This window comes from Brucella sp. TWI432 (assembly GCF_039674445.1).
GTDB classification, from domain to species: Bacteria; Pseudomonadota; Alphaproteobacteria; order Rhizobiales; family Rhizobiaceae; genus Brucella; species Brucella chromiisoli.
The window spans coordinates 1-18,794 of record NZ_JBDJNL010000022.1; the positions used below are offsets into that span (position 1 = coordinate 1).

An 18,794-nucleotide genomic window follows, 5' to 3' on the forward strand; every position below is an offset into this window, starting at 1 on the left:
GCGCAGACCCTGCACTAAATTTAAAGTTCCGGGCCCGCGCACGCTAAACCTTGCAACCTAAAGGAGGGGTACTTTTTGGACGCCGATAAGGGGTCCCGTTTAAACGCCGATTGACAGGCTGTGATGCGGATATTCGGTCTTTCTATGATTTTCCCGTATCGCCAGCGCCTGCCATCGTAACGAATCCTCCATTCGATCAATGCGGATGGGGCAATGGCAAAGCACGCTGGCTGTACCACGCGCTTGATACACTTGACGTTGATTACATGGCGCTACTGCTCAACTGGTCATGGCCGGGGGCAGGTGGCCTTGCGTCCTTCTGGGGCCGATTCCCTCCGGCGCGCGTCTACCTAATGCGCTGGAAGATTGATTTCACCGGTCAGGGCGCACCGCCAATGCTCAATGCCTGGTTCGTCTGGGATAAAGAGCATCGTGGCGAAACCGTTCTGCGCATGCTCGACCGCAAAGACGCTCGACAGGGCGAGTTATTCGGAGGTGCAGCATGATCAGGCTCGCGCTGCCGTTCCCTCCGTCTGTCTGGGATATTTATGTCGGCTGGGGCAAGTCTCGTCGCCTTTCGCCTGAATACGCGAAGTGGCGCAAAGACTGCGGCTTCTTCCTCAACCGCAAGAACGAGTTCATCGACGGGCCTTTCAGCATATCAGTTGCTTTGAAGCGTCCGCATAAGCGCATGGACCTCGACAACCGCATGAAAGCGCTTCTCGACGTTCTCCAGCATTACAAGGTCATCAAGAACGACAGCCTCTGTGAACGCCTCACAATGACGTGGGATGCCGGTTTGAAAGAGGAATGTGTCGTCATCTTGCAGCGTGCCGAGGAGGCGTTAGCGTCATGAGCAAAGACCGGATCCCGTATTTCGATTTTTACCCGTCAGATTTCATGCATGGCGTTCGTGGTCTATCGGCTCAGGAAGTCGGCGTCTACACGATGATGCTTTGCCGCATCTATGAAGAAAACGGCCCCGTCGAATACCACGTCATGCGTCTCGCAACCTATTGCGGCATGCGTGAATCGACGTTCGTTAAGACAGTCGAAAAGCTCATCGAACTTGGAAAGCTGGAGCTTGTCGACGGCATGATTTCCAATCATCGCGCCGAAGCTGAAATTTCAAGTCGTGCGCACAAGTTGAAAATTAATTCCAAGGCAGGAAAAGCAAGTGCCGAAAAAAGGCAACAAAAACAAAGACTGACTTCAACGGACGTTCAACAGGCGTTCAACCATACAGATACAGATACAGATACAGATAATACATCTTCACTTCGTTCAGATGTTCCGGTCAAACCCGATTTCGAAAGCGAATTTGAACAGCAGTTTTGGCCAGCCTATCCCCGCCGTGTCGGCAAGGGTCAGGCTCTCAAGGCCTTCCGTGCTGCTCGAAAGCAAAACGATCTGGAAACGATCATGGCTGGCATTCGTCGCTATGCCGCCAGCCGCCAAGGCGAAAACCCCGAATTCACCAAACACGCTTCGACGTGGCTCAACGGCCAGTGTTGGCTCGATGAAGCCGATCCGAAATTCTCCGCGCATCGATCAGATCCGCCGTACCGACGTGGTGAGAGCGCGACTGACATTTGGCGAGACGAACTGATTGAGAGAGGAATTTTACGAGATGAACCAGATAGCCACCAATCAAGCATACTCGATGTTGGTCACGGAGGAGGATATTTCGAAGGCAATGTACATCCTCTCCGCATTGCAGGCGCGGGTTCAAAGTGACCGTAAGTTGTTCAAGGAAGTCTATTTCCGGGCGCTTCACGGTGTTTCTCGTCACAGCTTAGAAATGGCTGTCCAGAACATCATTCAGGGCCATTCAGAGCTACAGCATGGTTTCATGCCTTCGCCGCCAGAACTCCGCCGTGAGTGCGAGCGCGTCATGAAGCCGATCCTCGACAGCATGGCTTATGTCCGTGAGGTAGAGGCAGCGCGCAGGGAAGCAGCAGAGCATCATCGCAAGGCCAGCAAAATAGACAATACCAAAGGCCGCAAAATTATCGCCGTTGGGATCGATCATGGCTCATGGGTGCACCGTGCAAAGCATGAATATCCTGTCGGTTCGCTATGGGTCGCAAAAACCGGGACGGTTTACGGCCCACTGAGTGTGGAGGCCGCATAATGTTCGCAGTTTCAGCAACCCGTACAAATCAGGGTGCGGCGCGTATCATAGCGCAGCGCAATGCAGAGCGAAAACGGCAAGAGCGTTTGATGCTGGAGGCTCAGGCCGCTGCGAAGGAAGAAGCAGAGCGCGAAGCAGCTGAGAAGCTGGAAGCCATTGCAAAATCTGTGGCGATCGTCTCCAGCTTCCGAGCAGTCGAGATAATTCTAGGCGCGCGCTCACCTGTCAAAGACATCGTCATTCATGCAGTAGCAGGCACCAAGTACACGGCACAAGACATTCTAGGTCATCGCCGTATGCGCGCCATGACTGATCTGCGCCACTATGCAATCCTTTGCGCATGGGCGTTTCGCCCTGACCAGAGCCTTCCACAACTTGGAAAGCTTCTAGGTGGCCGTGACCACACAACAATCATTCACGCAAAGAACCGCTTTGACTTCGATAGCAGAGAGGAAGCAGCGCGTTTCATCAAGCAGCACGGCAGAGACGCCACACTGGCGCGCCTCAAAAAATCAGGGAAGGCTGCATGATGCTTTCAACTCATCACCCTATGGGAAAACACAAAGGCTACGCTCCAGCACTTATCAAGCGCATTGGAAGCCAGAAGAAAGTTCTTAACGGAAATTCATGTCCAGCACAGGCCTACCGGCTTTTCCGCAAAGGCTACGACACAGTGGAGATAGCAAGGATTTTGGGAAAGACAGAGGCGGAGGTTGTGAAGCTTTTAGACAAGGCACGAAACAAGCTGCGCGGCATCGAGCAAGCGGCATAGGAGAGGGCGATGGAAATCCCCGCTGATCAGTTGAAATTCGAGGTCTACCCAATCCACGGCATCCACCAGAAAGGTGGGCAGCATGTGGGTATGCCTAGTGGCGTTCAGGTTACGCACCTCCCATCGGGCTTAAAGGCATATGTCGACATTGGACGCTCGCAGCACGATCACAAGCAAATCGCGATGGAAATGATTTTAGCGGCAATCACCCATCCGAAATTCAGATAACCCCAGGCGATGAGGAAACACTATGGCGGCGTATAGCAAGGCGGAAAAGCTGAGAGCAAAACGAGGTAGGGGAAGGCCAAAGAAGGAGGGTGAGTTGCGCGAAGCAAATGGCCGCATATCAAGGGCAAAAGAACCGCCTGCAAAGGTTGCGCTAGAAGCGCGGATGAGGATGCATAATTTGACCAAAGCGCAGGCGATAGACCCTTTGTCATCAACTTTGCTCGGTCGGCTTGCCATGATGGGGAGAGTGGACGGTTTAAGCCAAGATCAATATGAGGCGGCCTTGCGTTATCTGGAACTCAGGAACGATTACAGCAAATCGCTTCAATCTCCCGGCGCATATTACGAGGCTCATGGTTGCGTTGATAGCTCAGACCCGGAAGCGTACGAGCAGTGGTGCCAGCGCGTCAAAGGCGCAATCACCAAGGCCAATCAAGCAATCCAAGATGCGCAGGATGAAAACCGGACAGAAAACCTGTGGGCCGGTCTTCAACACATCATCATCAAGGGTGAAATGATGTCTCATCTACTCGGAAGTGCACGACTTGTGTGCAATGCGCTTCACAGGCATTTCATGCTTGACAGAAAGAGCAAATCACCGAATAAATGACATCACATTTTAAGGTGCAGAATTGCGCCTAGTTACAGCGGCTTTCGGGCCGCTTTTTTAGTTTCTGGTGCCGTGCATCCGGTAACGCTCCTGCAACGAGGGATGCAGTGACAGGAGGGCCAGAACAGAATGAGAGGCGGGGTGGGCCGCCTCTCTTAAGTTTAAAGCACCGAATTCATCGAAATTCCGTCAAGAGCTTCTTTGATGGATCGGTAGGGTGCTGCCCTGAAGCTCATCCCGCCCAGTGGATACCTGATTATGGCTTTCCAAGAGTTTCTATCTCTTTCAAGATCAATAATAGCCCCATCGGGTATCTCACCAGATTCACTCGTTTCATCCTTTTCCGGGTCGTAGCCACCTGTTAGCGTAGGATCCAGATGAAACTGCAAAATGTGTGCATATGCTTCCTCAAATGAATCCTTAGTCCTTAGATCAAATTTCATAGCGTCGCTAGGAACTGCAAACCCTACGGGATAGCAGGAAATAACGCTCCAGCTTCCGCCCATTCGGTAGAGTAAAACGTGAGTTCCAACCGGGTATTCAGTAGCCATTTTAAGCCCTCCTTTGCGCCGCCATAGGAGCAAAGAATTGGTTGATCGTCTATAGGTCATTGGAGAATTCAGCATAATGCCTCGCTATGTCTCTCTCCGCCGCCCTCGCATGGATTGGTATGAAGCCAATGCGCTCGATAGCCTGTCACAAACAGTGCATGAACCAGAGCCGGTAGACACAGGCATAATTGACGCTGACGGCTTTCCGATCATTCGCATGATGGATCAGATCGGCTTTGTAAGGGATGAGCATCGATGACACTCAGTGAATTCAAAGCATGGCTTGAAGGTTTCAGCGAAGCATTCACCGATGGCGTCCCAAATGCTGACCAGTGGGGAAAGGTGCAGGCAAAGCTTGGTAAGATCGATAAGATGGTCGCTCCGGGCAGCTTTGGCATTCCAACGCCACCATTCCAGCCCAAGGGATGGGATCAGCGATACGATAATGCGGTAAAGAAATTTGTCGCTGACGAGATTAACCCGGCTCTTGTGCCAAAAGTCACATGCTGATGACCGCCAAGCTTCTCGCTCTCTCTGCGTTTGCGCTATGCATTGCAGTGGTGTGGTTCTTCTATCGCCTCAATAAGTCTGGCGCTCATCCTCATGGCGCTCCAAAGCCTAAGTCTTATTGTGCAGACGATGAGCCTTGCTAATTGAATTTAATCAAAGGAAATCAAACATGGCTCGCGGAGGTAAGCGCGAAGGTGCTGGCCGTCCTGCTGGCGCTGTTACTGCAAAGACGAGAGATATAGCGAATAAGGCTTCAACTGATGGCCTGACGCCACTCGAATATATGCTGAATGTTCTGCGCGACAATAAAGCTGACCCAAAGGACAGGATGTGGGCAGCAGAGAAGGCCGCTCCCTTTGTGCATCCAAAGCTTTCAAGTGTCGAGCATAAGGGCGATGAAGATAATCCGTTGCAGACTGTCACGCGCATTGAATTGGTAGCGCCAGATGACGACAGCGAGGATTGAGCTACCGCCTAAGCTTATCCCGGTTTTTACCGGCAAAGCTGACGTTCGCGGTGCACATGGTGGGCGAGGATCGGGCAAGACGCGCTCATTTGCTCTCATGTCTGCTATCCGGGCTTATATGTGGGATCAGGAAGAGCGCAACGGCATGATTCTATGCTGTCGGCAGTTCATGAACTCACTTGATGAAAGCTCGCTGGAGGAAGTAAAGGCGGCAATTCGTGGCTGTGATTGGTTGCTGCCGCATTTTGATATTGGTGAAAAGTATGTGCGCACCAAGTCAGGGCGCATTGCTTATAAGTTTGCCGGTCTTGATCGCAACATCAATAGCGTGAAATCAAAATCGCGCATTCTGGTGTGCTGGGTTGAAGAAGCGGAGCCTGTCACCGAGACAGCATGGGCCACATTGATCCCGACGCTTCGTGAAGAAGACAGCGAACTATGGGTAACATGGAACCCGGAACGCAAAGACAGCGCAACCAATCAGCGTTTTTTCAAGTCAGATAACCCTTTGCACAAGATTGCAGAGGTGAACTGGCAGGACAACCCATGGTTCCCAGACATTCTTGATCGCGTCCGTATGGCCGATCAGCGTGAGCGACCTGATCAATACGGGCATGTCTGGGAAGGTGAGTTTAGAACGGCAATCGCTGGGGCTTACTTCGCAAAATCGTTAAACGAAGCCAAGAGTGAGCATCGCATTGGCAAGGTCGCTAAAGACCCGCTTATGACGATCCGGGCTTATTGGGATATTGGAGGAACTGGCGCCAAGTCTGATGCAACCGCAATCTGGATTGTGCAGTTCATTGGCCGGGAAATTCGCGTTCTCGATCATTATGAAGCGCAGGGACAGCCATTATCTGTTCATGTGCAATGGCTTCGCGATAATGGATATGGAAAAGCCCTTTGTGTGCTGCCGCATGATGGTGACACAAAAGACAAGGTGCATGACGTAAGTTTCAGAAGTGCGCTTGAAGAAGCGGACTTTGAAGTCGAAGTCGTTCCAAACCAAGGCGCGGGCGCGGCAAAGATGCGCATTGAAGCAGTCCGCAGGCTGTTCCCTTCGATTTGGTTCAATGAATCCACAACAGAAGCCGGACGCGATGCGCTGGGCTGGTATCACGAAAAGAAAGACGAGCAGCGCGGCATAGGTCTTGGACCAAACCACGATTGGGCGTCACACAGTGCCGACGCATTCGGCCTCATGGCAGTTCATTATGAGCAGCCGCGCATTCAGGGCAGACAGAGCCGCTACGGTGGCCGTTCGTCATCATCTACAAGTTGGATGGCAGGATAGGTTTAATCAATGGCAGAAGATGAATTGAACGCCTCAGCAGAAGCTGAGCGTAAAGACACGTCGCGCCTTGACCACGATAGCCTGCTGAAAAAGCTCAAGGGCTGGTTTAAGGCTGACTTGCCGCGTGTTCTTGAATGGCGCGAGCAGGCCCGTGAAGATTATGCGTTCTATAATGGTGACCAGTGGGCTGATGAGGATATTCAGGCTCTGAGAGCGCAAAAGCGCCCCGTTATGACCTTCAATCGCGTTGCGCCATTGGTGAATGCCGTCATCGGCGCTGAGATAAATAATCGCCGGGAGGTGCGGTTTATCCCGCGTCAGGTGGGTAAGGCAGAAGCAAACGAGCTTCTCACTAACGCGGCAGAATGGTTCCGTGATGAAGCCAACGCGGAAGATGAAGACAGCGATGCGTTTGAGGATAATGTCATTTGCGGGATGGGTTGGACTGACACGCGGTTAGATGACAGCAACAATCCCGACTTTGATCCGGTCGTGTTGCGTCTCGACCCGCTCAAGTTTGTCTGGGATGCATCGGCAGTAAAGCCAAATCTAGAAGACGCGCAACATCTTTTCTACGTCGATGAGAAGCCACTATCTGAATGGATGGCTCTATTCCCTGACGTTGACCCGGAAGTGTTGAACGCATCATGGGCTAAGTCTGGCAATGTGGACGGCACGCATCACAATGATGAAACGAGCTATGACGGCAAATCGTCGGATGATGACAGCAAAAATCTGCGCACGATTGTGGAGGCTCGCTGGCTGGAGCCTGAGCAGTATTACCGTATGCAAGACCCGACAACGGGCGAAATTCTGGAAGTGGCGAAAGAGCAGGCGAAACTATTTGAAGCCGCAGGCATTAAGGTTGCCAAGCAGACACGCAAGGTTGTGAAGCGGGCTTTCATCGGTACCGGAATTATAGGTGATGTTGATGCCCCCATGGTGCCGAAGGGTATGTTCGGTTGGGAGTGCATCACTGGCTATCGTGATAAGCTGAAACGCCAGTTCTATGGTGTCGTAAGGCCAACCAAAGACCCGCAGCGCTGGAGCAACAAATTCTTCTCGCAGGTGATGCATCTGCTCAATAGCCAGTCCAAAGGTGGCATTATCGCCGAGCGCGATGCTTTTGAGGATGATCGTCAGGCAGAGGAAAGTTGGGCGCGCTCTGATAGCATCACATGGGCGAAAAAGAACACACTCGCTACGGGAAAGATACAGCCAAAACCAACGGCACAGTTTCCGACTGGCTTCTTTGCTTTGTTCAATGAGGCGAAAGAGGCAATCAATCAGGTAACGGGCCTATCTCCTGAGTTCATCGGCACGCGTGAAGTTGACCAGGCTGGGGTTTTGGAAGCCCAGCGCCGTCAGTCGTCACTCAATCTGCTGGCTTCGCTGTTCAACAGCCTGCGCCGGTATCGCAAGCGGCAGGGCCGCATTCTGCTTTATCTGATCCAGAACCATCTTGCAGACGGTCGTCTGATCCGCATCGTAGGAGACGAAAAGGCCGAATATGTTCCGCTGATGCGTAAAAACATTGCTGATGTTCAGTACGACATTATTATTGATGACGCGCCAAGCTCGCCAAATGAGAAGGAGCGGACATGGGGCATCTTGCAGCAGTTGTTACCGCTGCTCAAGGACGTGATTACGCCTGACATGATCCTTGAGATTGCCAAATACACGCCACTACCAGCAACGCTCGTAGATAAGTGGATGAAGAAGGCTAAGGAAGATCAGGAAGCAGCCGCACAGCAACCGCCACAGCCTTCGCCGGAAGAAATTAAGATGCAGGCAGAAATGCAAAAGCATCAGCTCGATATGCAGGGCAAGGCGGCTGACATTCAGGCTAAGCAGCAGCAGGCGGCTGTTAAACAGCAGTCCGATGCTGTTGACCTGTTTGTGCAGCAGCAGAAAGCAGAACTTGAACTACGAACTGCCGAGCAAAAGGCAGAGATTGATATGGTCAAGGCTGCTAATCAGGCAGCCCAGACGAGCATTCGCCAGCAGAACGCAAATACACGGCGTGGAAATGCATGAGTGCTTTATTTGATCTTCCTAATTTAGAAGGGCGTCCAATCGATAGTTATTATCGTGGGCGTGGAAAATTGACCGTTAAGAACGGTACAAAGCGCCTAACGTTGTCTTTGCGTCAAATAGTGTCTCTCCGTAGCAAAATTTCAGCGGAGACTTGGCTCAGTGGAATCCGAACGGCTGACATTAGTTTTGGGCCAAAGTTTGGGAAGCGTTGGCCAATCTGTTTACACGCTATTTTTGATGACGTGCTGATTTTCGAGGCACGAACCTAATCCCGTCAAAAGACGGCTTCGGCTGCTAGTCCGCAACTAGCTTCGTTCGCCCACGATAAGGGCAAATAGGTGGAAAATGGCTAGAGTTCGATATGTCGTAGAAGACGCGCACTTGTATCGAATAAAACGCATAGAAGATGCCGATGGGGAAACGAAAATCACCTCATTCCCAGGTGTTTTCACTATGGGAGATGCGGCTGGAAGAGCGTGCTTGCTGGGAAGCATGGAGCGTAAATTTGCAGGCGTGTCTGATAGGTCAATTGATTACACAGGGTCAGGGAAGCGATCACCTAGCATAGATCACTTAAACCCATCCTCCGGGATTATTGCCCGGTCCAATTCGGCCAAATCTTGGGCGCGACAAGCCATAAAAATTGTAAAAAAGGATGCCTACAATGTCGGTTGAGCCAGAAAACAATAGTGGCTTTACCGCCGCTGAGGAAGCTTATTTCGCATCTGGTGGCGACGAAAGCACGCTGGAAGCTGAGGCAGGCACAGAAGTCGAAGAACAGCCCACTGGCGCTGATTTAACCCAGCAGACAGAAGAACAGCCAGAACAGCAAGAGCGCGACGACAAGGGCCGATTTGTGCCTCATGGTGCGTTCCATGCCGAACGTGAGGAACGCAAGAAGGCCGAGGCCGAGAAAGCGGAACTTGCGCAGAAGCTGGCAATCTTTGAAGACCGCTGGAATACTTTGTTGGCATCTGGCAAGCAGCCGGAAGCAGCAAAGGAAGAAGCTCCACCCGATCCCAATGAAGACATTATCGGGCATCTTCTGTGGCAGAGTAAACAGTTCGAAGCTGATAAAGCTGAGCGGCAGAAGCAGGCGCAGGAACAGCAGCAACGCGAACAGAGCCAGCAGCAAGAACAAGTTATATGGTCAACATGGGATAACAGCGTTAATCAGGCCAAGGCATCCATACCGGATTTTGATCAGGCGACAGGGTTCCTTGCACAGCTTCGTGACAATCAGTTGCAGGCGTTTGCGGCAGTTGATCCAAACTTCGGCAATCAGCAGGCGCGTGTCGCTCAGATTAACGCAGAGCTTCGCCAGATCATCATTCAGGCAAAGCAGGCGGGCCAAGACCCCGCGCAGGCCGTCTATCAAATTGCTAAAGGCTATGGATATGTGGCCGCCGCACCCGCTCCAACCGCTGGCAAGATCGATAAGATTATTGAAGCGCAGGCTGGATCAAAGACCATCGCCGGGACAAATGGCAATGCAATGGCTGATCCATTGTCAGCGCAAGCCATTCTGGAAATGCCGGCGGATGAATTTGACGCTTGGATGACCAATCCAGCGAACGCCAAGCGTTTCAACAAGATACTACAGGGCATGTGACCTGGGCCAAAACGCACCTTGGTCACAATCCTACCAAGCAAGGCTATCGCGCTTAGCGGTGGCCATTAAAGCCCAGGTCACGGCTTAAAACCGATCTTCGTTTGATTGCACGATAGCCAATCAGCCCGCGCCGAGGGTTAAAGTCGGCTTCGCCTCGCTCGCAGCGTCACCGCGACAAATCCCCTTGATTTTTCAACGTTTCACTGGAGAGCCACCATGGCTACAACTACCATTGCGTCAAACAACGCACTGACCGTAAAACTGTGGGCTAAGAAGCTTGCACAGGAAGTTTCCAAAGCAACTCCTATCGCTCCTTTGATGAGCACTGGCACCAATTCGATCATCCAGCTTAAGGATGAAACGCAGAAGGGCAAAGGCGATAAGGTCACGTTCGGCTTGCGCACTCAGCTTATTGGTGACGGTGTGTCCGAAGGCACAATGCTGGAAGGCAACGAAGAAGCACTCAGCACCTATAATGACGCCATTATGATCAACGAACTTGCGCATGCTGTTCGTGTTCGCAATGAGCAGACTATCGATGCGCAGCGCGTTCTTTTCGATATGCGTGAAGAAGCAAACGCCGGTCTGGTTGATTGGTATGCTGACCGCATGTCGCTGATGTTCTTCCTGCATGTCTGTGGTTACACAGCGCCATCGATCGGGTTTGAAGGCCGCACCGTTACGCTTGGTGGCGTTCATACCGGCTTCAACGCGGTCACAGCTCCAACCCGCCAGATTTTTGCAGGAACTGCGACAGCAGAAGCGGGAACAGGTGCACTGACTTCGACTGATACCTTCAAGCTTGAACTCATCGACAAAGCTGTTGAGCGCGCAAAGCTTGCCAACCCGAAAATCCGGCCTGTTCGTATTGATGGTGGCAATCACTACGTGATGTATCTGCATCCAACACAGGTTACTTCCATGCGCACGAACACCTCAACGGGGCAGTGGCTGGACATTCAGAAAGCGGCTGAAAAGCGCGGCTCTGATAACCCGATCTTCTCTGGCGCGCTTGGCGTTTACAATAACGTCATTCTTCGTGAAAGTGAGCATGTGACGACTGGTGTGGCTGGCACAACCACTCAGACCGAAGTTCCGAGCGTTCGCCGTGCTGTTCTCCTTGGTGCTCAGTCTGCTGTGGCTGCATTCGGCATGAAGAACACCCCGGAGAAGTTCAAGCGCATCGAAGAAACCTTCGATTACCAGCGTGAACTCGGCGTTTCTGCCCAGACCATTCTCGGCATGAAGAAGACCGTCTTCAACAACAACAATTCCGATTTCGGCGTGATTGTCGTTTCCACCTACGCAGCTCCTGCTTAATCGGATGAGGGGCGGGCTTCGGCTCGTCCTTTCCGCAAGGTTCCCCATGGATGATACCGATTGGTCGCTCTTGGATTTTGGTGATGCAAAGCCAAAGCCGGAAAAGTCTGAACCGCCGAAACTGGCTGGCAAAAAAAGCAAGGGTAAATAATGGCTATTCTTGTAACCACTTCCGGCCCGAATAACACAATCCCGGCGCTTCTCGACGCGCAGGACCGGACATTCTACGACATGATGACGGTCATTGCCGATGAAGTTGACGACACGACCGGCGAATATACAGCCCAGATACAGAATTGCATTTTCTCGGCAATTCGGTTCTGCGAGCGCAATGTTTATTACTTCAACGAAACCCGCGATGTGACGTTCAAAACAGTTGCGGGCCGGGAATGGTACGATAAGGCCGATAACGCCAATATTTCGTCACTTGTGCGCGTTGTTGCAGCATATTGCGAAGATACAAGCGGCCAGCGCACAACCCTGCGCCGTGTCATGCCGGAAGACATAGAGACTGTTTCGGACAATACCGCATCGCGTGGCGAGCCGTACATGTTCACGTATTTCGGTCAGCGCATTCGGATTTATCCAGTTCCGAACGACACAGAATACACTATCCGCTTGCAGCTTGGACCATATCGACTGGCTGAAATCCAGACTTCGACTGATAGCAATGCTTGGTTTACCGAGGCCTTTGACCTGATCAAAGCGCGTGCGAAGTACCAGCTCTATAAGGACTATCTGAAAGATGCGACGCTCGCAGGCGCATCTTTGAACGACTACAACGAGGAAGACAGCGCGCTATCGGCTGAAACATCGCGCCGCAATGGACGCGGTAAAATCATTGGGACGGCATTCTGATGGTTGCTATTCCCGCCGCCGAGTACCGGCCTGACGTTGCAGACATCAATTCTGCATACACCGATCTTCTTCTGAATGTGCTGCCGTCAGCGAACGGCTATATTCCTATGAAGAACTGGAGCGCGTTAACTGAGGCTTTCCCCGAAGATCCTCTCGGCGTTTTTGCAGTTCGTTCACTTGATCAGTCGGTATATGTGTTCGGCGGAACAACGACAGGGCTTTACCTGCTGGATAATACCACGCTGGAATGGAATGAGATCAGCAAAGCAACTGGTGGGTATCATGCCTCTAACGAGGCTCCTTGGTCGTTCGCTCTGTTTGGCGAGTATGTAATTGCGGTTAATCAGAATGATGACCCGCAGGTTTACCAGTTAGGTGTTGATACCAAATTTCGCGATTTAGGCGGAAATCCGCCGCGTGCTGGTTTGGTCAAGATTTGGGGTGATTTTGTTTGCCTCATGATGTTGCCCGATCACCCAAATCGTGTGCAATGGTCTGGCTTGAATAACTGCGAGTTTTGGACACCAGGCACAAACAATTCTGATTATCAAGACTTTCCAGACGGTGGGCGTGTTCAAGGATCAACAGAAGCGACGAACCCGCTCATTTTTCTACAGTCTGCAATTTATGCTGGTACGTTCGTTCCCGGTTCAGACATCATTTTCACATTCCATAAGGCGCAAGACAGGCGCGGCGCGAAATCTCCATGGGGGATTGCTTGCCGTGGTGCATATGCATTCTTCGCTGATGAGGGTGGCTTCTTTCAGATCAGTGCGGACGGCGGCGAATTGCTTCCAATCGGGTATGAGAAGGTTGATAGAACGGTCTTCACGCGTATCGCGGCCTCAAATCTCTCTGAAATGTCAGCCGTAATCGATCCGTTCTATACTCGCATCTATTGGGCGATGGATTACAACGGTGTCGGCACTTATAACGAAATGCTGATTTATGATTGGGGTGTGCAGCAGTGGTCACTGGTCGAGATTTCAGCAACCGACATCGTGCCGTTCTACACCGCAGGCTACACGCTGGAGGGATTGGATTCGATAAGCACCAACCTTGATACGCTGCCTTTTTCTCTTGATAGCAAGGCGTGGCAGGGCGGAGCGCCAATCTTAGGAGCGTTTAAAAACAAGCGGCTCGGCTCGTTTACTGCTGGTAATATGGAAGCTACGCTCGTCTCTCAGGAGATAGCCGCTACGGACGGGCGCATTCAACGCACGCGCCGCGTCTACCCGATTGTTGATACAGACCAGCTTTTCTTGTCCGTTGGCGTTCGGATGCGCCGCAATCAGTATGAGCCTGTCAAATGGCTCACTGAAACAAGTCCGTCATATAATACTGGCATTGCTCATAAACGCTCAAGAGCGCGTTTTCACAGATTTAAGACCCGCATTCCTGCCGATGAAGAATGGTCGCATCTGACAGGCTTTGACGTGGCGTTTGAGGACGCGGGATGGCGATGAAAATCATCAACACGCAAGATTGGACTATCGACCAGATTGCACCTTATGGCCGCGATCTGACGGCAGCAATGCGCAGGCTCTGTGAGAAATACCCTGATGATCTGACGGTCGAAATCCTCATGTCAGGGATTATGAGCGGGAAAAACCAGCTTTGGCTCATTTTCGATGAGAATGAAGTGTTCAAAGCCTTTGTTACGACCGAGATTTATACCGCAGAGGCAACAGGCAAAAAACGCCTGCACTTGTGCGATCTGGGCGGCGAGGGCGGCGTTTATCTGGCCGATCTGGTGACGGAATTGGAAAAATTCGCACTCTCACAAGGCATTACAGAAATTCAGGCCATGGGGCGCATTGGCTGGCAGAAACAACTGGCAAAGCACGGCTTTCAGCCGATGGTTTTTCGTTATCGTAAGGATTTGGCGCAATGAGCTTTGGTAGCAACAAACAATCGAGCACTCAGACTTCTGAACCGCCATCGTGGGCAAAGCCGCTCTTTACGACTTCTGCCAAGGATGCATTGAACCTGTATAATTCAGGGCAGGGCGGCAATGTTTATCAGGGCCAACGTGTCACTGATCTGAACGGAACAACGACAGGCGCAGTCAATAAGCTGACTGGTGCCGCTGGTATGTACAATTCAGATGCTGTCAATAAACTGGCAACTGGCGACACATCAAGCGCGAACAACCTTGCCAATATGGCTAATGGCTCAATGATCGGCAACAACACCGCTTTCAATGAGGCGCTGCAAAACACGCTGAATAACACGGCTACAACGATCAATTCCAGCATGTCAGGCGCTGGCCGCTACGGCTCCGGCGCGCACACTGGCGTTATGTCTAACCAGCTGGGGCAAGTTGCAACGAACGCCATGGCAAATCAGTACAATACCGACGTGTCGAATATGATGAATGCTAACAGTCAGATTGATAGCGCCAATCTCGGCAAGCTCTCAGGCCTCAACTCGCTCTATCAGGGCTATTCAAACGCCGCAGGCAACCAACTTGCAGGCGGGCAGGTGCTTGACCAGAACGCACAGAACAAACTCGATGCTGAACGCGATAAGTTCGCGGAAACAGATAATCAGGGATGGACGCGTCTAGGCCTCTTGCAATCAGCCGCAGCAGGAGCGGCAGGAAACTACGGCACCACAACCGGGAGCCAGAAAAGTAGCTCAAAAGGCTTCAACCTGCTTTCTGACATTCGCACAAAGGAAAACATTGTGGCTGTTGGAGAGCGTAACGGCTTCAAGCTTTATGAGTGGAATTATCGCGGCATGACTAAGCGTTGGCGCGGCGTCATGGCTCAGGATTTGCTCACGGACAAGCCGGGCGCAGTCACGCAAGGCGAAGATGGTCTTTACCGTGTTGATTATTCACAGCTCGGTTTTGATATGGAGGCCGCATAATGTTTGATTATCGCTTTAATGGCCTGCCAAACATGCTCACTGCTCAAATGCCGGTCATGCCGCAGAATATGCTTATGACTGGTCAGCAGCAGCCACAGCAGATTGACCCGACAGCGACGGCGGGGATTCCGCAGCCGCAGCCACAGCAAACAATGCAGGTTCCGCAGGGCGATATGAACTATTTCCCGCCACAGCCTGACGCGAATGCTCCGCCAATTACGCCACAGGACTATCAGGCTTCACTCAGCCTTTTGCAGCCGCAGCAGTCTGGCCAAGCGCAGACCAAGCCTCAATCGGTTGGTGGCGGCCTTGACATGGGGACCGTCTCAGCATTCCTACAAGGTTTAGGCCGAGGTAACGGATTGCTGTCTGCGATCGGTGGTGGCCTTGGCGCCGTGCAAGAGCGCAAGCAGGAAAACCAGACAGTCAAATATCTGACTTCTCGCGGCATTCCAGAAGGTGAAGCGCAACTATTGGCACAAAGCCCGCAGGCGACCTTTCAGGTGCTGCAAAACATGCGCAAGGGCGGCGATCCGAAAGCTATGCTCGAATTGCAGAAGCTTGGTCTTGAGGTTGAAAACCTGCGCAATCCGCAGATTAAGCCTACCAGTGACATACAAGAATATAACTTCGCCAAAGGTCAGGGCTATCAAGGAAGTTTTGCTCAGTATCAAATCGATATGAAAAAGGCGGGTTCAGCCCAGACCAATGTCAACATTGGCGACGGTGAAGGCAAAGACTTCTATAAGAAGCTGGATGAAAAAGGCGCCGATATGTTCGGCACACTCTTGGAGGACGGCGCAAACTCTCGATCCACTATGATGAAGATTGACCGTCTGGAAGGATTGCTGAACTCAACGCCAACAGGTGCAGGCGCTAATTTCAAGCTATTGGCTGCTAACTATGGTCTTAAACTCGGCCCAGAGGTTGACGATTTGCAGGCTGCACAAGCACTTATCAATCAGCTCGTGCCTGCCCAGCGTCCAGCAGACTCTGGACCGATGTCTGATGCTGACCTTGAACTGTTCAAACAGTCTATGCCACGCATCATAAACGCTCCCGGAGGCAACCAGATCATCATTGATACGATGCGTGGTATTGCCAAATACACAGCAGCGCAGGGTGATATTGCGGCAAAGGTTGCAAACCGAGAACTGACGCCAACACAAGGACGTCAAAGGCTCGCACAGCTGGAAAACCCTCTCGCCAACACCCAGACCGTCAATGCATCGGCAACTCAGGCCGGTGCACAGGTTGGACAGGTAGAAGACGGCTACCGCTTTAAAGGTGGCGACCCAGCAAACCCACAGAATTGGGAGAAGGTGAACTGATGGCCGGTCCTTGGGAAAAATACCAAACGAAAGCCACAACAGGCTCAGCTGCTCCGTGGGAAAAGTATCAAGCACTCGATCAGGAGCGCGCAGCATCAACTGATCTTGGCGATTTCAGCGTGCAGCAGCAAGCCGATCAATACGAGGCTTTGCGCGGTCCGAACGCTCTTAGCGATTCCAGCGACGGCATTCTAGGCGGAATCCCTTTCGGTGATGAAGCCGTGTCAGCTATGACTGGCCTCGCACGAGCAGGAATTAATGCGGTCAAAGGTGACGGCTTTAATTACTCGCAGGAATACAACCGTCAGATGGCGCTGAATGAGGAATTGCAGCGTCGTCGCGAAGAACGCTCTCCTATTGCCTCAACCGTTGGCAAAGTTGGCGGTAGTGTCGCTGTCGCCGCATCGGCGGCTCCTGCCATGCTCTCAACTCGTTTTGCCTCTGCGCCTCTGATGGGCAGGATTGCGGCGGGAACTGGAGACGGATTAATCAGCGGAGCCGTTTATGGCGCTGGAGAAGGTCAAGGTTTATCTGATCGCGCGACAAATGCGGGATGGGGTGCGGTAATTGGTGGTAGCCTCGGCGCGGCTATGCCTGCGATTGGAGCCGGTGCATCCAAAGCTTACGAGGCATTCCGGAATTCTCGCCTTGCCAATCCAATCGCGTCGCAGGCTGGCGCTACACCAGAAGCATTGCGTGTGATTGGTGATGTTCTGGAAGCCGATAATACACTCGGCGCAGTCGGGCGGCAGAATATGGCGCGCGCGGGTCAGGAAGCCATGCTTGTAGATGCTGGTCCAACTGCTCAAAGCCTGCTTGACCAGACCATTCAACGTAGTGGTTCGGGCGCACGAGTTGCGCGTGATGCAATCTCTCAGCGGGTATCGCGTGATAGCGCAGCTATAACATCTGCGATGGATGACGCATTCGGAGCGCCAACAATGGCGATGCCAGGCACTGCAAATTCATCAGGACGTGCGGCTCTATCGGGCCTCTATAATCAAGCCTACACGAAGCCAATCAACTATGCCTCAACCAAGGGTATTGAGATTGAGCAAATGATCAAAAATAGGGTTCCCAAAAGCGCAATCGATGCTGCAAACAATCTTATGCGGGTTGAGGGTGCGCCACCGTCGCAGCAGATCCTTGCAAAGATGGCCGATGATGGTTCTGTCGTCCTTGAACGACTGCCAGACGTGCGCCGGCTCGACTATATTACTCGCGGTCTAAACGAGATTGCAGATCAGGCTGACGGTATGGGCAAGCTTGGCGGAACAACGCAGATGGGCCGCGCATATGGCAATCTGTCGAAAGACATTCGGTCCCGCCTTAAGTCATTGGTACCGGAGTATGGGCAGGCTCTCGATGTAGCCGGGACTGAAATTGGAAAGGTAAAGGCCGCTCAATTCGGTTACGACATGATGGGCAGCGGCGTTAAACGTCAGGAAGTGCAGCAGTTTCTTACCGGCCTTCCTAAGGCTGAAAAGGCTGAGCTTGTGAAGAATATCCGTCAAGCCATTGATGACCGGATTGCAAACGTCACGCGTGCAGTTTCTGATGGTGACATTGATGCTCGCGAAGCGATTAAAGCACTGAAAGACCTTTCCAGCACATCAAGCCGCGAAAAGGTTCTGCTGACAATCGGACCTGAAAAAAGCCAGAACCTATTTAAAGAGCTTGATCGCGCAACGAAGTCGTTCGAACTTCGTGCTGGTGTCACGCAGAACTCAAAGACATATGCGCGTCAGGCCATGGATGAGCGTGTGAAAGATTACACGCAGCCGGGGGTTATCGGGTCACTTGCTCGTGGTGAAGTGAAGAACACCTTACAGAAGGCAACGCAGGCAGCAACAGGAAACACCGACGATGTTCTGCGTTCCAAGGCGGATAAAATCTATTCGCAGATTGCGGAGATTTTGACCCGTCAGGGTGGGCCGGGGCAATCGGCATACAATGCAATCAATCAGCTCAATCAAACTGACGCTACGACACTGGCAACGTCAGAAGCGATCCGTAGATTTATTTCCCCGCGTCTTGCCTATCCAGCCACCACCCAAATATTAGACAAACGGCCACGATAGTTCCGCCAAGTATAGCAGCTGATCCGAGCGACCATGTTTCTCTTAGGCTGCTCAGCCACCAAGCAAGCGCGCCGCCGCCTATAAGAGTTGCAACCGCACCAACTATCGCGGCTTCT

22 protein-coding genes are annotated in these 18,794 nt (G+C 52.2%); 21 read left to right on the forward strand and 1 reads right to left on the reverse strand.

Features of this window, described 5'->3' with window-relative positions; translation table 11 throughout:
- The first annotated feature begins 110 nt into the window (after positions 1–110).
- The 8 genes from ABE527_RS18875 to ABE527_RS18910 all read left to right on the forward strand — a co-directional run bounded on the left by ABE527_RS18875 (position 111) and on the right by ABE527_RS18910 (position 3,744).
- Positions 111–506, forward strand: a complete 396-nt coding sequence (locus ABE527_RS18875) for a hypothetical protein (RefSeq protein ID WP_499697941.1) — start codon at positions 111–113, stop codon at positions 504–506.
- A complete protein-coding gene (locus tag ABE527_RS18880) occupies positions 503–856 on the forward strand; it encodes a RusA family crossover junction endodeoxyribonuclease (protein ID WP_499697942.1) in 354 nt (117 codons plus the stop codon). Before ABE527_RS18875 ends, ABE527_RS18880 begins: the two co-directional genes overlap by 4 nt.
- Positions 853–1,737 (forward strand): YdaU family protein, encoded by an 885-nt coding sequence (locus tag ABE527_RS18885; RefSeq protein WP_499697943.1) that lies wholly within the window; start codon positions 853–855, stop codon positions 1,735–1,737. The genes ABE527_RS18880 and ABE527_RS18885 overlap by 4 nt, the downstream gene beginning before the upstream one ends.
- 64 nt (positions 1,738–1,801) lie before the next feature.
- Positions 1,802–2,134, forward strand: a complete 333-nt coding sequence (locus ABE527_RS18890; protein ID WP_265987204.1) for a hypothetical protein — start codon at positions 1,802–1,804, stop codon at positions 2,132–2,134.
- The gene (locus tag ABE527_RS18895; RefSeq protein WP_499697944.1) at positions 2,134–2,664 is read left to right on the forward strand and encodes a helix-turn-helix domain-containing protein; all 531 of its coding nucleotides are present in this window, start codon (positions 2,134–2,136) and stop codon (positions 2,662–2,664) included. Before ABE527_RS18890 ends, ABE527_RS18895 begins: the two co-directional genes overlap by 1 nt.
- Entirely contained in the window at positions 2,661–2,906 is a 246-nt protein-coding gene (locus ABE527_RS18900) for a hypothetical protein (protein ID WP_499697945.1), read from the forward strand. Before ABE527_RS18895 ends, ABE527_RS18900 begins: the two co-directional genes overlap by 4 nt.
- Positions 2,907–2,915: 9 nt before the next feature.
- On the forward strand, positions 2,916–3,134 hold the full coding sequence (locus tag ABE527_RS18905) for a hypothetical protein (RefSeq protein ID WP_499697946.1): 219 nt from the start codon (positions 2,916–2,918) through the stop codon (positions 3,132–3,134).
- Positions 3,135–3,156: 22 nt separating this feature from the next.
- Positions 3,157–3,744 carry a hypothetical protein gene (locus ABE527_RS18910; protein ID WP_499697947.1) on the forward strand — a complete coding sequence of 196 codons (588 nt, stop codon included), beginning with the start codon at positions 3,157–3,159 and terminating at the stop codon, positions 3,742–3,744.
- A 161-nt stretch (positions 3,745–3,905) separates the two neighbouring features.
- On the opposite strand, the gene ABE527_RS18915 is transcribed toward ABE527_RS18910, so the two are convergent.
- Positions 3,906–4,295, reverse strand: coding sequence for a hypothetical protein (locus ABE527_RS18915; RefSeq protein ID WP_499697948.1), 390 nt, complete (start codon positions 4,293–4,295; stop codon positions 3,906–3,908).
- 76 nt (positions 4,296–4,371) lie between these two features.
- Here ABE527_RS18915 and ABE527_RS18920 point away from each other — a divergent pair, with 76 nt between their 5' ends.
- The 13 genes from ABE527_RS18920 to ABE527_RS18980 all read left to right on the forward strand — a co-directional run bounded on the left by ABE527_RS18920 (position 4,372) and on the right by ABE527_RS18980 (position 18,678).
- A complete protein-coding gene (locus tag ABE527_RS18920; protein WP_499697949.1) occupies positions 4,372–4,554 on the forward strand; it encodes a hypothetical protein in 183 nt (60 codons plus the stop codon).
- Entirely contained in the window at positions 4,551–4,805 is a 255-nt protein-coding gene (locus tag ABE527_RS18925) for a hypothetical protein (protein WP_499697950.1), read from the forward strand. The genes ABE527_RS18920 and ABE527_RS18925 overlap by 4 nt, the downstream gene beginning before the upstream one ends.
- 169 nt (positions 4,806–4,974) lie before the next feature.
- Positions 4,975–5,271, forward strand: a complete 297-nt coding sequence (locus ABE527_RS18930; protein ID WP_499697951.1) for a hypothetical protein — start codon at positions 4,975–4,977, stop codon at positions 5,269–5,271.
- The gene (locus ABE527_RS18935; protein WP_499697952.1) at positions 5,252–6,565 is read left to right on the forward strand and encodes a PBSX family phage terminase large subunit; all 1,314 of its coding nucleotides are present in this window, start codon (positions 5,252–5,254) and stop codon (positions 6,563–6,565) included. The genes ABE527_RS18930 and ABE527_RS18935 overlap by 20 nt, the downstream gene beginning before the upstream one ends.
- A 9-nt stretch (positions 6,566–6,574) precedes the next feature.
- The gene (locus ABE527_RS18940; protein WP_499697953.1) at positions 6,575–8,602 is read left to right on the forward strand and encodes a portal protein; all 2,028 of its coding nucleotides are present in this window, start codon (positions 6,575–6,577) and stop codon (positions 8,600–8,602) included.
- A gap of 664 nt (positions 8,603–9,266) precedes the next feature.
- Positions 9,267–10,214, forward strand: coding sequence for a hypothetical protein (locus ABE527_RS18945; protein WP_499697954.1), 948 nt, complete (start codon positions 9,267–9,269; stop codon positions 10,212–10,214).
- Between the two features lie 216 nt (positions 10,215–10,430).
- The gene (bgtG, locus tag ABE527_RS18950) at positions 10,431–11,534 is read left to right on the forward strand and encodes a BaGTA-type gene transfer agent major capsid protein (protein WP_499697955.1); all 1,104 of its coding nucleotides are present in this window, start codon (positions 10,431–10,433) and stop codon (positions 11,532–11,534) included.
- A 150-nt stretch (positions 11,535–11,684) separates the two neighbouring features.
- Entirely contained in the window at positions 11,685–12,392 is a 708-nt protein-coding gene (locus ABE527_RS18955; protein ID WP_499697956.1) for a phage adaptor protein, read from the forward strand.
- The gene (gene bgtE / locus ABE527_RS18960; RefSeq protein ID WP_499697957.1) at positions 12,392–13,858 is read left to right on the forward strand and encodes a gene transfer agent protein BgtE; all 1,467 of its coding nucleotides are present in this window, start codon (positions 12,392–12,394) and stop codon (positions 13,856–13,858) included. The genes ABE527_RS18955 and bgtE overlap by 1 nt, the downstream gene beginning before the upstream one ends.
- Positions 13,849–14,286, forward strand: coding sequence for a hypothetical protein (locus ABE527_RS18965; protein WP_499697958.1), 438 nt, complete (start codon positions 13,849–13,851; stop codon positions 14,284–14,286). The genes bgtE and ABE527_RS18965 overlap by 10 nt, the downstream gene beginning before the upstream one ends.
- A complete protein-coding gene (bgtD, locus tag ABE527_RS18970; protein ID WP_499697959.1) occupies positions 14,283–15,266 on the forward strand; it encodes a BaGTA-type gene transfer agent maturation protease BgtD in 984 nt (327 codons plus the stop codon). Before ABE527_RS18965 ends, bgtD begins: the two co-directional genes overlap by 4 nt.
- On the forward strand, positions 15,266–16,597 hold the full coding sequence (locus tag ABE527_RS18975; protein ID WP_499697960.1) for a hypothetical protein: 1,332 nt from the start codon (positions 15,266–15,268) through the stop codon (positions 16,595–16,597). Before bgtD ends, ABE527_RS18975 begins: the two co-directional genes overlap by 1 nt.
- Positions 16,597–18,678, forward strand: a complete 2,082-nt coding sequence (locus ABE527_RS18980; protein WP_499697961.1) for a hypothetical protein — start codon at positions 16,597–16,599, stop codon at positions 18,676–18,678. The genes ABE527_RS18975 and ABE527_RS18980 overlap by 1 nt, the downstream gene beginning before the upstream one ends.
- Positions 18,679–18,794 lie beyond the last annotated feature (116 nt).